Source organism: Tildeniella sp. (assembly GCF_059505325.1).
The window spans coordinates 1-15,289 of sequence record NZ_JCACKI010000003.1; the positions used below are offsets into that span (position 1 = coordinate 1).

11 protein-coding genes and 1 pseudogene are annotated in these 15,289 nt (G+C 49.7%); 9 read left to right on the forward strand and 3 right to left on the reverse strand.

The features are described from left to right. Positions 1-13: 13 nt before the first annotated feature. The 6 genes from AC5JO6_RS00890 to AC5JO6_RS00915 are packed head-to-tail and all read left to right on the forward strand — an operon-like array spanning position 14 to position 8,252. A complete protein-coding gene (locus AC5JO6_RS00890) occupies positions 14-178 on the forward strand; it encodes a tetratricopeptide repeat protein (RefSeq protein WP_496079257.1) in 165 nt (54 codons plus the stop codon). Positions 179-187: 9 nt separating this feature from the next. Then, positions 188-2,440 carry a CHAT domain-containing protein gene (locus AC5JO6_RS00895; RefSeq protein ID WP_496079152.1) on the forward strand — a complete coding sequence of 751 codons (2,253 nt, stop codon included), beginning with the start codon at positions 188-190 and terminating at the stop codon, positions 2,438-2,440. 3 nt (positions 2,441-2,443) lie between these two features. Further along, entirely contained in the window at positions 2,444-3,859 is a 1,416-nt protein-coding gene (locus AC5JO6_RS00900; RefSeq protein WP_496079153.1) for a hypothetical protein, read from the forward strand. 14 nt (positions 3,860-3,873) lie between these two features. Beyond that, a complete protein-coding gene (locus AC5JO6_RS00905) occupies positions 3,874-5,037 on the forward strand; it encodes a DUF1822 family protein (RefSeq protein WP_496079154.1) in 1,164 nt (387 codons plus the stop codon). Positions 5,038-5,074: 37 nt separating this feature from the next. Further along, positions 5,075-7,549, forward strand: coding sequence for a CHASE2 domain-containing protein (locus tag AC5JO6_RS00910; RefSeq protein ID WP_496079155.1), 2,475 nt, complete (start codon positions 5,075-5,077; stop codon positions 7,547-7,549). Further along, positions 7,536-8,252 (forward strand): hypothetical protein, encoded by a 717-nt coding sequence (locus AC5JO6_RS00915; protein WP_496079156.1) that lies wholly within the window; start codon positions 7,536-7,538, stop codon positions 8,250-8,252. Before AC5JO6_RS00910 ends, AC5JO6_RS00915 begins: the two co-directional genes overlap by 14 nt. 9 nt (positions 8,253-8,261) lie before the next feature. Here AC5JO6_RS00915 and AC5JO6_RS00920 read toward each other — a convergent pair. The 3 genes and pseudogenes from AC5JO6_RS00920 to AC5JO6_RS00930 all read right to left on the reverse strand — a co-directional run bounded on the left by AC5JO6_RS00920 (position 8,262) and on the right by AC5JO6_RS00930 (position 10,206). After that, a pseudogene (locus AC5JO6_RS00920) lies at positions 8,262-8,828 on the reverse strand (Uma2 family endonuclease). Between the two features lie 107 nt (positions 8,829-8,935). Next, entirely contained in the window at positions 8,936-9,880 is a 945-nt protein-coding gene (locus AC5JO6_RS00925; RefSeq protein WP_496079157.1) for an ISAzo13 family transposase, read from the reverse strand. A 17-nt stretch (positions 9,881-9,897) separates the two neighbouring features. Then, the gene (locus tag AC5JO6_RS00930; protein WP_496079158.1) at positions 9,898-10,206 is read right to left on the reverse strand and encodes a transposase; all 309 of its coding nucleotides are present in this window, start codon (positions 10,204-10,206) and stop codon (positions 9,898-9,900) included. A gap of 146 nt (positions 10,207-10,352) precedes the next feature. Between AC5JO6_RS00930 and AC5JO6_RS00935 the strand changes: the two genes are divergently transcribed. From AC5JO6_RS00935 to AC5JO6_RS00945, 3 genes are all read left to right on the forward strand, one after another. Further along, complete coding sequence (locus AC5JO6_RS00935) at positions 10,353-11,399, forward strand: tetratricopeptide repeat protein (RefSeq protein ID WP_496079159.1); 1,047 nt, start codon at positions 10,353-10,355, stop codon at positions 11,397-11,399. Positions 11,400-11,477: 78 nt separating this feature from the next. Next, positions 11,478-12,584, forward strand: coding sequence for an IS630 family transposase (locus AC5JO6_RS00940; protein ID WP_496079160.1), 1,107 nt, complete (start codon positions 11,478-11,480; stop codon positions 12,582-12,584). Continuing rightward, positions 12,565-15,162: a CHAT domain-containing protein gene (locus tag AC5JO6_RS00945; protein ID WP_496079161.1), complete on the forward strand. Its 2,598-nt coding sequence runs from the start codon at positions 12,565-12,567 to the stop codon at positions 15,160-15,162. Before AC5JO6_RS00940 ends, AC5JO6_RS00945 begins: the two co-directional genes overlap by 20 nt. Positions 15,163-15,289 lie beyond the last annotated feature (127 nt).

A 15,289-nucleotide genomic window follows, 5' to 3' on the forward strand; every position in this document is an offset into this window, starting at 1 on the left:
GTATCCGAAAGCCTTGGAGACTTTTCAGCAGGCTCTGACAATTCACAGAGAAGTGGAAAATCGTCCAGTGGAAGGTACCACGCTTAGCAATATTGGCGAGGTGTATCGCAATCTGGGACAGTATCCGAAAGCCTTGGAGACTTTTCAGCAGGCTCTGACAATTCACAGAGAAGTGTAAAATCGTCCAGTGGAAGGTACCACGCTTAGCAATATTGGAGCAGTTTATCACAGCCTGGGACAGTATCCGAAAGCCCTGGAGACCTATCAGCAGGCATTGGCAATTCTCAGAGAAGTGAAAAACCGTCCAGGGGAAGGTGTCATCCTCAACAATATTGGCGAGGTGTATCGCAACCTGGGACAGTATCCGAAAGCCTTGGAGACCTATCAGCAGGCACTGACAATTCACAGAGAAGTGAAAAACCGTCCAGTGGAAGGTACCACGCTTAGCAATATTGGAGCAGTTTATCACAGCCTGGGACAGTATCCGAAAGCCCTGGAGACCTATCAGCAGGCATTGGCAATTCTCAGAGAAGTGAAAAACCGTCCAGGGGAAGGTGTCATCCTCAACAATATTGGCGAGGTGTATCGCAACCTGGGACAGTATCCGAAAGCCTTGGAGACCTATCAGCAGGCATTGGCAATTCACAGAGAAGTGCAAAATCGTCCAGAGGAAGGTACCACGCTCAACAATATTGGAATAGTGCATCACGGTCTTGAACAGTATGCGAAAGCCTTGGAGACTTATCAGCAGGCATTGGCGATTCACAGAGAAGTGCAAAATCGTCCAGAGGAAGGTACCACGCTCAACAATATTGGCGAGGTGTATCGCAGCCTGGGACAGTATCCGAAAGCCTTGGAGACTTATCAGCAGGCATTGGCAATCCACAGAGAAGTGCAAAATCGTCCAGTGGAAGGTGCCACGCTCAATAATATTGGGATTTCTCTGTTACAGGTTGGTAGCTTTCCTATTGCTGAAAAGTCGTTATTTGAAGCGATCGACACGTTGGAATCACTTCGTCCTGGCTTATCTGATGCCAACAAAATCACTTTCTTTGAAACGCTGCCACAGTCTTACAGCCTTTTACAACAAGCCTTAATCGCTCAGAACAAAACCCAGGCAGCGCTGGAAATATCGGAGCGCGGTCGGGCAAAGGCATTAATTGAACTGTTGGCAAGTCGATTAAATGCAGACACGAGCGACAAAGCCGTTAACAACCAACTACTGACAACGAATGGGTTAGCAGTTGGTAAACCAACGATCGCCCAAATCCAACAGATTGCCAAAACCCAAAACGCGACGCTGGTGCAGTATTCCATTATTCAGGATGGGTTTAAGGTTCAGGGCAAGAAAGAATGGCGTGAGGTAACACTTTACATCTGGGCGGTTTCTCCCGCAGGCACCATCACGTTTCGCAAAGCGGATTTAACATCGCTCAAAACACCGCTGGATCAACTGGTGATCCGCAGTCGAGAAGCGATCGGGGTGAGAGGTCGCGGTGAGCGAACCGATATTATTGTCAGCCAGACACCAGAAGCTTTAAAACAACGACAGGAACAGCAGAGCCGCAACCTGAAAGAACTACACAAACTGCTAATTGAACCGATCGCCGATCTCTTGCCCAAAGACCCAAACGATCGGGTGATTTTTGTGCCGCAAGGTGCTCTATTTCTGGTGCCTTTCCCTGCGCTTCAAGCTGCCAACGGCACCTATTTGATCGAGCAGCATACGATTCTCACCGCACCCGCTATTCAGGCACTGGAGCTAACCCATCAAAAAGCAATGGCGCAACGGAGCAAGCAAGCCACTAAAGGAACCGCCCTGGTTGTAGGCAATCCCATCATGCCCAACGTCACCTTTAAGGTAGGCGATCTACCCGTGCGGCTCACCAACTTACCCGGAGCCAAAGACGAAGCGATCGCGATCGCTCAACTGCTCAATACCCAACCCATCCTCGGACAACAAGCCACCAAAGCTGAAGTCGTGCGACAGATGGCAAGTGCCCGCATCATCCATCTGGCAACACATGGGCTATTGGATACCTTTAAAGGTGAAACTCCTGGCGCGATCGCCCTTGGTCCTTCTGGCAACGGCGAAATCAACGATGGGTTGCTCACCAGCGGCGAAATCTTTGACATGAAGCTAAACGCCGAGCTTGTGGTATTAAGCGCCTGCGATACTGGACGTGGCGACCTCACAGGCGATGGCGTAATTGGACTCTCCCGCACCCTGTTTATTGCCGGAGTGCCCAGCGTTATCGTTTCCCTCTGGTCAGTACCTGATGCCCCCACCGCCCAACTTATGAGTCAGTTCTACCGCAACCTGCAACAACCCAGCACCAACAAAGCTCAAGCACTGCGTCAGGCGATGCTTGCCACCATGAAAACGCACCCCAATCCGATCGACTGGGCAGCTTTTACGCTCAGTGGTGAGGCAGACTAACCAATGGACAACGCTCGCTACTGGACCCTGGTACGACTTGACAACGCTGGCAACCCCAAGCGGCACATGCTTGAACCTGCCAAGACATTCGTTCAGCAACAGCTCACCGCTGATGTGACCGATGCCGCAATGCAACAGCGCCTCGTGCCACTGATGCGATCGCCCAACCATCCCGATCAAGACGTGGTGGCACTCTGCTTACGCTGCTTCCTTTCTCACCTCATTGAGCAAGCCTGCACTCACTTAGAAACTCAGTTTGGTGCCTACTATGGTTTCACTCGCTATGACTTATATCCCTTTGTACTAGATGATGATGGCACAGCCAGCTATCAGCTAATAGCTGTGAGTGAACAGCCAAAGGCTACTAGCCAAGAGCCAGCAGCGAAGCGTTACCAACCCCTGGCTTTAAAAATTCTGCAAACATTTGACCCCAATCGCGCCAATCTGTCAACCTGGACAGTGCGGTTGGTAAAACAACATCACGAACTCAATGCCTTTTTGTTAGAACAAGGACTCTGTATGCTCAGCGATTGGGCGATCTTAAATGACACCAAGCCCAAAAAGCTACGACGAGTTCTCACCCAGTTCCATCACTTAACGGAACCGGAAGTACAGCAGGCGCTTGTTTTATTAGACAGCTATCATGCCGTTTACCGTCGCGATCGCCTCTTGCAAGGGCAGAAAGGTGCCTGTCTTGCTCCCACTTCAGAACAACTCCAGGAAATCGGCGATTACGTGCAACCAACCAACCTTCTCGCGTCTCCAGGCACACCTTCTCCAGGCACGATACTCACGCGCTTGACTGCCCTGGCAGGGCGTTTGCGCCAGTACCGTATTGCTGTGGGTGGGGGCAAACCACCGAGCCAATCCCTCGATCAACCTGGCAATACACTTGTGGATGAATTAAGTCAGGCTTCCGGCTCCATTGATGAAGACCCCCAGGTGGCATTTCTGCAAACCTATCGTCCGCAATTTTTGGGATGCCTGGAAACGGCTTTACACCGAGTTGTGACCGATCGCGTGCAAACCTTAAAACCACCCAAACAGCAAAACTTTCTGGCTGCCCTCCAGTTGTTTCACTGTCAAAAACGTTCCATGGGAGCGATCGCTCAGCAAATTGGCTTGCAGGCTCAGTTTCAGGTGTCTCGTTTACTGAAGCTGGAAGAGCTAAGAACGGATGTGCGTCATGGGATGCTCCAGTGTTTACGCCATGCCGTGAAAAATGCAGTACTGAATGATGTTGCACCAGACATGCTAGACAAAATTGATCAACAAATCGCCGAAGCCCTCGAAGAACAGGTGAATGATTTGCTCCAAAAAGACCAGGCAAACGCCAAAACCCCTAAAGGCTATGTTTCAGACAGCTTATTTGCCCAAACGCTGTGTCGCTATCTTGATGAGTTAACAGCTAACAGCTAAAAAACGAGGTTTTTATGAATGCGATGATTCGTGCAGATTATGAGGCGTTAGCGCCAAGGGCGATCGCACTCAAGATGGAACAGGTCGATCAGGCAAGGCAGCAGAGCTGTACCATAACTGACCCAGTTCAACAATGGCAACAATATCTCAATGCATTAGCGCTGTTTGGGTTTGAGCAATGGCTAAACCAACGCGCCAGCGACCTTTTGATCAATCCATCAAATACGATCGTGCCAGAATCCATGACACTTCCAGTTGTCTGCAATGTCAGGGTGAATGATTTTAGAGTCTGTTTGATTCCAGTGGAAAGCCAACCTGATGAAGTGGAACTACCGGCTCTCGCGATCACCGATCCTGAACTGGCTGCCAACTTCTACGTGGCAGTTGCGATCTATGAAGAGCAGGCTCAGATTGCTGTGCATAGCTTTCTGCGTTATGACCAGATCACTACCCGCATTCAAGCCTTACAACCCGATGCCGATCATCTCTACACCCTTGCCATCAATGACTTCGAGCCAGATTTAGATCGACTGCTGCTCTACCTGCGCTGCTCAGATCCAGCAGCAATACCCTTGCCCACTCCTGTTGCTAACAACCAATTAACTACCAGCTACCCACTCATCGCTAACAGCCAACAGCCAACAGCTACATCAATCAACATTCGCCGCTGGTTGCAGAATGAGCTAGATGACTTGGCTCGGCAATGGTCGTGGGTGCTCTTGCCGTCTCTCACTTTAGAAAATGCCATGCGGCTCACTGCCAGAGTCGTCGATCCACCGTCTCCTCAAGAGGGGTTTGAGAGCGTCATCAAACAACTGGTGCGAAATGGAATGACACTACCGCCTGATGCTCGTGTTGCGTACCAGGACTTAGAGATTGGCAGGGTTGCGGCTCGGCTTTATGCGATCGCTGGTACCTTACCTGTGACTGAAAGCCCTCCCGAATGGACGTTGTTACTTGTTTTGGGTCCGCGATCGCTCGATCCATTGCCACAGGGTACGCAACTTCAGCTTTGTGAGGCAGGCACTGTCCTGGCGCAGCAAACCCTGAGCCAACCAGACACCTACCTGTATGCAAAAGTCATTGGTACCTTAGATGAACAATTTTCAGCCACGATCGCAACGCCAAATAGCGATCCGCTAACCCTACCGCCCTTTGCCTTTCAAGCTGACCCCTAATTACTACCAGCTACCAGCTAACAGCGACCCACACTATATGGCTTCTTTCCGTCTCAAAATCTGGCACGTTGAGCAAACCTGCGTCTTTGAATTGTCGTGGGGCAAAGGACAACAACTAACCGCAAGATTGCCCTTTCCCAATACCCTCCGGACTCAATATCAAAGTTGGCAAGATGCTTACATCAACTTCTATCGGTCAAAGGAGTTTCAGCAATCGCTTCTGCGGGGACGGGTAGATGTCAGTGGCACGATGGCAACCCCTGCGGTTGATTGGCGTGCCCGGTTGGCACAGGCAGAAGCGGAATTAACAGCAGAATTTCATCATTGGCTCAGTAGTGCAGAACTCTTGAAAATACGGCAAGCCATTGCCTCTGGGGGGCGAACTGCCGTGGCAGTCACGTCGATCGCCACCCCTCAACCTGTTGCTGTGTTTTTGACCTGTGATTCTGTGGCATTAGAGCGGTTGCCGTGGGAGACTTGGGAGATTGGCACCGAGTTTGCGGCAACTCAAACCATTCATTTAGTCCGCACACCTGCCACTATTCGCGCTGAACCAGGGCAGCGATCGCGTCCAGGAAAGATGCGGATTCTAACCATTTTGGGCGATGATACAGGCTTAAACTTTCAGGCAGAAAAGGCGGCGCTGCAAGCACTGAAGCCACTCGCTGATGTTGTGTTGGTGGGCTGGCAAGCTGGAAAAGAGACGCATCAACTTCTGGAAGTCATTCAGCAAGCGATCGCAGACCCCAATGGGTGGGATATTCTGTTCTTCGCGGGACATAGCAATGAAACCAATCTCACAGGCGGAGAACTTTCTATCTCGCCGCATCAATCCGTCTTTATCAGTGAGATCTCGACCCAGTTAGTGTTGGCAAAACAGCGGGGCTTACAATTTGCCATCTTTAATTCGTGCCAAGGTTTAAGTATTGCCAACGCCTTGATTGATTTAGGGCTGGGTCAAGCCGCTGTTATGCGGGAACCCATTCATAACCAGGTAGCTCAGGAATTTCTCGTTCGCTTTGTGCGAGAGTTAACCACGTATCAGGATGTTCAAGATGCCCTCCGCTTGACCTGCCAGTCGTTCAAGCTCGATAAGAACCTGACCTATCCCTCTGCATATCTGGTGCCTTCCCTCTTTCGTCATCCTGATTCCACTCCCTTCCGCCTCAAACCCTTTGGTTGGCGCAACAAGCTGAAGCAATGGCTACCAACCCAGCAAGAAGCGATCGCTCTAACCGCTCTGGTTGCACTCAGCTTCTATCCACCTGTACAGCAATGGCTTTTAGAGCAACGGGTGTTGACGCAAGCCGTTTACCGTCAGTGGACTGGACAAATGGGTAACGCTTCTGTGCCCCCTGTACTACTGGTACAGATTGACGATCGCTCCTTACAAAAAGCTCGGATTGCTGATCCTGTACCGATGCGGCGTGATTATCTCGCCAGGTTGGTCAATCAATTAACGGCTTTGGATGCAAGTGTCATTGGCATTGATTTCTGGCTCGATCGTCCCCACGCTGAAGACGACTCACTTCGCAACGCCTTGACCGCTGCCATCCAACGACAAAACACCTGGTTTGTGTTTGCGGTGCATGAAAGTGAGATGCGGGAATGGTTGATGGTGACACCTGATGTTGCTCGCTCGACCTGGAGTTTACAGGGTAATGGATCAATCCCGCTCTGGTACGTCAAACCGCTGCCCTGGCTGGATTCCACACCCCCACCTTTCAGTTATCTCTTAGCGACTGCCTATCGCCTCCAAACGGAGTCTTTTTCATTTAATCCGTCTCTCCAACGTCCCTCGCCCAGTTTGCATAGTCAAAGGGATTTACTGACGCAGGTAAGAGAAACAACAGCGAAAGCGGTACCCACTAATAAACGCCCGCTGGTGAGCGAAGCCATGCAATTGCAGCCCGTGACAGCGTTCTCATACCTGCTCCAGCAACGGTGGCTTCAACCAGTGCTGGATTTCTCAATCCCGCCCGATCAGGTCTATGCGACGATCCCAGCCTGGCAGTTGTTAGAGCAGCCGCATGGTGTGATGCGATCGCAGGGCTTAACTTCTCTCAAAGACCGTATGGTGATGCTGGTCGCGGGCGGCTACAGCGAAGCTGGAGTCGGGTTTGCTGGTGAAGACAATTTTCCGCTTCCTGCGGCGATCGCCTACTGGCGTCGTCAGCAAACGCCACCTGACGACAACCCCAACTTTCCTGGTGGGCAAGCCCATGCGTACATGACCCATCACTTTCTCACCCATCGGTTTGTGCTGCCAATTCCCGATTTTTGGCTGGTGCTGGCAGTCATCCCGTTGGGGAAAGGTTTGGCACTGCTACTGGCAAAACAACGGCATTGGCGCTGGGTGATGCTATCGATCGGCGGCACGGTGATTTATGGTTTAGCGAGTCTGCAACTGTATCTTATCCCTGGTGTGCTCATGCCCTGGTTATTGCCATCGGCGACGGTTTGGCTGTATCTGCTACTTGCGCTCATGAGGAGGAATCATGCTCAACGCTAAAGGGGTGTTCTCTGGTTGCCTGTTTGTCACGCTGACGATCGCCAGTGCCACGTTGCCAGGGTCATCAATGGTCGTTGCTCAACCTGCGATCGCCCAGGCGCAACTGTCCTGGAAAGGTTTAATTGAGCGAATCTTGGGGCGCAAGGAGCCACGGGATGGTGGTCCAAGTCGGCGGGGTGGTCCGAGACCGCCTGACCTTTGCTGGCTAACGCCAACCGAGACCGTCTGGCATAACCGCCCTACGTTCGTGTGGTTAGGGGGGTCCCGCTTGATGGGAGTGCGTGTGAAGGGTGAAGACACTGTACTTTGGCAGCAGGTTGCCACGACAAACATGGATGCAACAAAATCGTCTCCAGCACGCTACGTGGTTACGTCTGAAGCACCGTTGCCACCGGGCAATTATGAATGGCTCTTTTTTGACCAGACGACGCGATCGCTCCAGTTAAGTGTGCCGTTTCAGGTGATGGATGGGAACCAGCGCGCTTTGATTACGGCTGACTTGGCAAAGCTGGATGCCAAACTAAACGCATCAGGTACAAAGGGAGACGCGATCGCCTTACAGCGGGCGAACTTCTTTGCCGAGCGCAGATTGTGGTCAGATGGGATGCAAGAAATTTATGCCGTCAAAAAGCCTTCCGCAGAACTGCAACAGGTTGCCCACGAGATCGAACAGGAGATCTGTGCTTCAAAGTCTGTACCTTAAAGTCTGTACTCAAAGAAAGAGGCGATCGACGGCGCACTCAAAACTGGGCAAGAGTGGAGAGGTGAGAGTATCGTTCACAAACAGGGTATGTACCAGTTTCAGTAGGACTTGCTGCCGCCGATACACTTCCACCTGCTTTAATTGCCAGTCCAGAATCCAATATTCCTGCACACCGCATTGAGCGTAGAGTTTGAGTTTGGCTTCCCTATCGCGCCGTTCGTTTTAAGTACCGGGCGAGAGGACTTCAACCACCAATTCTGGCGCAAGGGTGAGATGTCCGGCTGCATCCAACCCAGTGGCAAGTAGTTCGTTGCTGATCCAAACCACATCGGGAATCACATTATCCGCATCGCTGAAAATGACACCGGGAGCCTGCACTGCTTTACCGAAGCCCACGGTGATCGACCAGCCCCTTAATTCAGCATGGGTGTTGCCGCTCACATTTTGATGTCCCCAATGGGGTGCGCAAGGCACAAACAATTCTCCGTCAATGATTTCATAACGACTGCTGCTCTCCGGCAATAGCTCCAGGTCTGAGGTTGTCCAGCGAACCCGCTCTGTCGTGGGTTGGTTCATATCGCCTCCAGCGAAAGCCCTGGCTTTATTGTATCGGCATTGTATTGGCTGTTCACTCCCAGTCAAGCGCTAAGCGCTAATGGCTTAGCGCTTGTAAATAAATAAGTTCATGCTTTATCGAGGATTTGGGTGCGAGGATGGAGAATGTAATTCCAGTGCGGACAAATCTCGCGATGAGTGAGCTTGAGTGCCGCCATTTCTTCGTCTGAGACTTTGACTTTAGTTGGATAACTGCCCTTGAGTTGGGCGGCTTTGACGGTTAACCCGGTTTGGGTTGTTGTGCCTCGAATCAGAGCAGTCATCCAATTGAGGGAACGTAATGGTTTGCCTGCCCAATTGAGCGAAATAAAACTGAACAAACGATGCTCAATGGGATTCCACTTGGAAGCACCGGATGGATAATGACAAACCATCACCTCAATCCCATAGCGGTCCGCTAATTGCTGTTGCAGTTGACGCTTCCAGTTGCGAACCCGGTAACCGTTGCTCCCCCCTGAATCGCAGAGGATCAACAACTTGCTTTCATCGGCAAAGCGAGGACGGTCTTTGCGTTCAAACCATCGCTCAATGGCATCCACCGCAAAGGCTGCCGTATCACCGGAGCTGCCAACATAGACAAAGCCCTGATTATGCACTAGATCATAAATCCCGTAGGGCACCGCTTTGGCCATGGCATCTTGAGGAAATTCATGGTCATTGACGGCTTCAGCCTGCTGAGTCCAGGTTTGTCCGGCATTTTTGAAGTTACCAATGAGTTCTTTCTTCTTGGTATCGACGCTAATGACCGGGTGCCCTGATTGGATAAATCGTTGTTTGACGCGACGAATGTAGCGGAACTGCATGTCTCGCTCCCGGTGTTGAGTCGTCGCCACCGATTTGCGGTTGGACTTGAGCGAATAGCCCTGCTGCTTGAGCAATCGTCGAATGCTGGTATGACTCAGCAGAAACCCGATGCCCACCAAACTGGCTTGGATGCGCCGCAAACTCTGACGAATCCATTTGCCTGCTCCGCATGGGTCTCCTGCTGTCTGTGTTTCCACTATCGCTTGCAACGCCTGTTCGACTCCGGTTAGTTTTTTTCTACCCGTTTGCGCCCACCCCCAGTCACTCGAATCCGCTCAACGGGTCGATTGGCTAACCCCGCATCGAGTTCCCGTCGTCCCCGTCGAATCGTGTTGATGTCAAGTCCAGTGATCTCGCTTAAGCGTTGCGTTCCCCCATGTCCTAGCCGTTTTGCTTCTAAAGCTGCCATCCATCGTCGTTGCTGTTCATTCAAACGACTCATCAACAGATTCAGTTGTTCATGGTGCGACCGAGTCGTTGCGTTTCCCTCCTGGCACTCCCAACACTGGCACTGATGAATGCTTTGGCTCCCCATCCAGGTACTCCGATTCTGATATTTAGCCTCTTATTCTAATCCCAAAGCCATGAACTTATTTCTTGACAAGCTCTTAGCATTGCATAACCTCACACCGCAAGGGGTGATAGATTAACGACAAGCTATTCTTGCTCAGAGAGGATTTCATGAAGCGCCCCTGCCTAGAGCTAGCCAGACTGGCCACAGCCACATCGCTGTTTTCGCTGGTTTCTCTCTACACTCCAAACTCTACTCTCTTTTCCCTCTCCTCTGCCCAAGCACAGACGACATCTAGGCAAAAACCAGCAATATGGCAGGAAACCACCTCAACTGAGGGTGGGTTCAGCGTATTTCTTCCTGGGAAGCCCAGTCAGGAAGAAATACCAGGTCAATCAGAAGGTGATCCAACAAGTTATCGAGTTTGGCTAACTTCTAGAACCGCAACCTATGCAGTACAGTTCGCTGATTTTCAAGCTGCTCAACTTTTGCCAGAGCAAATTAAGCACTCACTGAATGCAGCACCCAGCAACTTGGTTAATGGATTGAATGGCAAATTGTTGAAGGTTTGTCCTATTCAACTAGGAGCGCACCCAGGTAGAGAAGTCGTTTTTTCCACTGCTGACGGACTTATTGGTAAAGCCAGAATTTATCAAGTTAACTCTCGCTTTTATATTGCTTCGATCTTGGCGCTTTCTGAATCGGTACTGAATACAGAAGGAGATAAATTTCTAGGCTCTTTCAAACTACTCAGTAATACGTCTACTTCTTCTAGTGATACTATTCGCTCTCAGTCTCCAGCTACGGCGCAACCTAATCGAGATCAACAAATAGCTGAAGCGGAAAACCTTTTGATAAAAGGGACTCGGCAGTTCCAAGCCAACCAGTTTCAATTGGCTATCGAATTGACGAAACAGGCACTTAAAATATATCAGGATTTAGGAGATTCTCGAGGGCGGGCGAGCGCGTTAAATAATTTGGGACTTGTTTACATTGAATTACAAGACTATTCACATGCTAGTGAGAACTTCAAGCAAGCTTTAGCAATTGGGAAAGAGATCAATGATCGAGAGGTTGAGGCAAAAGCTTTAGGCAACCTGGGAATTCTTCGCTTTAAAGAAGAGCAAATTCAGGAAGCTCTAAATTTTTATGAAAAAGCTCTCAAGATTGCACAAGAAATTGGTGATCTCCAGTGGGAAGCATCTTTACTAGTGTGACTTCAGCGGACCTACTGTGCAATTAAGGAGGCAAGGACTATTCTAAAAATAGAACCTTCTCATTCCTCAAATGCCTTCATGTATCCCCCACTATCTGTTCACCCGTTGAGTGAAACTGAGCAAGTTTCTCTTAAACAAGGACTGCGCTCGAAAGATGCCTTTACGGTGCGACGGTGCCAAATTCTCTTAGCCAGTGCAAAGCGAACCAGACCCAAGGAAATTGCGGCTTATGTGGGTTGCAGTGTGCAAACGGTTCGCAATACCATTCACGCCTTTGAGCAGCAGGGATTGGCTTGTTTGAAAGCCGAATCGAGTCGTCCTAAAACAACCCAACCCATCTTTGATGAGGACAAACGTAACCAATTGCGGCAGTTGCTACACGCGAATCCTCGCCAGTTTGGGAAATCCCGTTCAAGTTGGACTTTAGACTTGTTAGCAGAGGTTTGTTGGGAACAGAGAATTACTGAACATCAGGTGAGTCGGACGACGATTGAGGAAGCCCTCAAAGCGATGCAGATCACCTGGAGTCGAGCCAAAGCCTGGATTGTTTCACCCGATGAGCAGTATGAACTAAAAAAGCGTCAACGCAACCGCCTGATTAGCCTCAGTGAGAAGCACTCAGACTGGATCTTGGGATTTATGGACGAGGTCTGGTGGAGTCGGTTGCGTGACCCGATGATGCACAGTTGGACAGAGGACAAGCACCCGTTGCATTTGGTTGAAAAGAGTGCAGACAAAACCGAGTCTGACCCGAAGGCAATTGCTTGTTATGGGGTGTACTTGAGATCTCAATCCCAGATGCTGGTGCGTTTTGTCGAACAACGTCCCGTCAGCGAAATCACTTGCCAGTTTTTGGAGTGGGTGACTCATCAGGTGTGTGAAATGGGCAAACGAGTCATGCCATTGATTTGGGATAATGCCACCTGGCATCTGTCCAAACAAGTGCAGCAATGGATTAAGCATCACAACCGTCAGGTGAAGCAAACTGGAACTGGAGTCCGATTGATTGTGTGTAAACTTCCAGTCAAGAGTCCTTGGTTAAATGCGATTGAGCCGAAATGGATTCATGCTAAACGAGCCATTGTCGAACCTGAACGCAAATTGACCGCACTGGAATTAAAAACCAGAGTATCTGATTATTTTGATTGCCCTCTGTTAGACCCTCTTGCAAAAAAGGTTCCCTGAAGATGCACTAGGCAATATAGGTTCAGCACGCCTTGTCTTAGGTGAAAAACAGCAAGCAATTGAACTTTTTGATCAGCAATTGACCCTAGCGCGACAGATTAAAGATTCGCAGAATGAGGTGCAAGCTCTAGACAATTTGGGGCTTGCATACCTAGCTCTAGGCAATTACCCGCAGTCAGTTCGCTATTACCAGCAACGTTTAGCCCATGCGCCCCAACTTAACGACCACCAAGGTGAAGCGCAAGCGTTAGAAAAGCTTGGCAATGCATACTATGCTCTGAGCAACTACCCACAAGCACTCAATTACTATGAGCAACATTTAGCCCTCGCCCGTGCTTTGAAAGACCGTCAAGGCGAGGGGCGTGCCCTGAGGAATTTGGGTAATACCTACGAGTCTCTAGGCAAGTACTTGCGGGCAATCGATTACCACCAGCAACATTTAGCCCTTGCTCGTGCATTAAAAGACCGCGAAGAGGAGGAGAGTGCTCTAGGCAATCTTGGAGCGGTTTACTTGTTTGTAAGTAATTACCCACTAGCAATCGACTATCAGCAGCAAAGTTTAGCTATTGCCCGTGAACTGAAAGACCGCAAAGGTGAGGGCGTTGCCCTAGGTAATCTTGGATTAGCTTACTGGTTCCTGGGAAACTACCCAAAGGCGATCGATTACCAACAGCAAAGTTTAGTTATTGCTCGCGAGGTCAAAAATCGCCGAGGTGAGGGCAAAGCTTTAGGCAATCTTGGCAACACCTACTCGTCTTTAGGCAACTACCCAAAGGCAATCGACTACGAGCAGCAAAGCCTAGCCATTGCTCGTGAAATAAAAGATCCTCGTGACGAAGGAAAGTCTCTGGGAGATCTGGGAAACGCATATCTTTTTCTAGGCAATTATTCCCAGGCGATCAACTATCAACAACAGCACTTAGCTATTGCCCGTAGACTCAACGATCGCCAAGGTGAGGGAAACGCCTTGGGCAATCTCGCAATGGCGTACGGTGCCCTGAATAATTATAACGAGGGGATTACATATCAGCAGCAGGCTCTCGCAATTTTTCGTGAGATCAAAGACGGCATGGGTGAGGGGGGTGCTTTAAATAACCTGGGAGTCCTCTTCCTTAGTTTAGGCAAACCTGCCACTGCTGAAACGGCATTGTTTCAAGCCCTTGAGATTTGGGAATTACTTCGTTTTGATCAGCGTGCCGATCAACAAAAGATTTCCCTGTTTGAAACCCAGCAAAGGACATACCGTCTGTTGCAGCAGTCTTTGATAGCCCAAAACAAAATTAATTCTGCGCTGGAAATCGCTGAAAGAGGGCGGGCACGAGCCTTTGTGGAACTGCTGACGAAGCGATTGACAACAGATTCTGGAGCGGTGATTACAGATAAATCTAATAAATCATCTGATACATCCACATCTTCATTTATTGCCAACCCAACTGTTACCCAAATAATACAAATTGCCAAAGCACAAAACGCCACACTGGTTCAATATTCTAGGATTGGAGATGAGAGTTTGTACCTCTGGGTTGTGAAACCAACAGGAGAAATTGCCTTTCGCCCAGTTGACCTCAAAGCTCAAACTGCCGAACTGGAAAATCTTGTCTTCGAGAGCCGTGATGCCATTGGTGCCAGAGGTCGGGCTGATGTAGAAGTTAGTTTAGGAACGGAAGCATTGCGGCAATTACAAGAAAAGCAAACTCAGAATCTGAAACAACTACATCAACTATTGATCGAGCCGATCGCCGATCTTCTTCCCAAAGATCCCGATCAGCGTGTCATCTTCGTTCCTCAAGGCGAACTCTTCTTGATTCCCTTCCCAGCACTGTTGGATGCTAATGGTAAAGCTTTGATCGAGAAACATACAATTCTCACAGCACCATCCATTCAAGTCCTGGAACTGACCCATAAGAAAGCAGAAGAACAGAAGCGCAAAAGCATCTGGCAGAACGGGCAATTTGCATTAGTTGTGGGCAATCCCACTATGCCAAAGGTCACTACTCGTGCTGGAGATACCCCTGTGCAACTGCCTAACCTGTTGGGAGCTAAACGGGAAGCAATGGAAATTGCTTTCTTACTCAACACAAAAGCCATCACAGATCAGCAAGCAACTAAAGCTGCAATTATCCAACAAATGCCTAATGCTCGCTTTATCCATCTAGCTACTCATGGTTTGTTAGATGACTTCAGAGGCTTGGGTTTACCCGGCGCGATCGCTCTTGCTCCATCTGGTAACGGTGAACTCAATGATGGGTTGCTGACAGCTGACGAAATTTTGGACATGAAGCTGAAGGCTGAACTGGTCGTGCTGAGTGCCTGTGACACTGGACGTGGCAGAATTACCGGCGATGGGGTCATTGGTTTATCGCGATCGCTCATTGCCGCAGGCGTTCCCAGCATCATTGTCTCCCTGTGGAAAGTACCTGATGATTCAACTGCTCTCCTGATGACCGAGTTCTATAAAAATCTGCAAAGATCACCCAACAAAGCACAGGCACTTCGGCAAGCAATGTTGATTACAAAACAGAAATATCCTGATCCACTGAATTGGGCAGCATTTACACTCATTGGCGAGGCAGAATAGCGACTCGCTGCTTCTCCAGCTGTATACACATCTGAAATAACTAAAAGCTAATGGCTAACAGCAATTTCCCTGCATATGTTCCTGGTACTCAAGCGTGATATTTCCTTGAAACCCATTGAGGAACCAT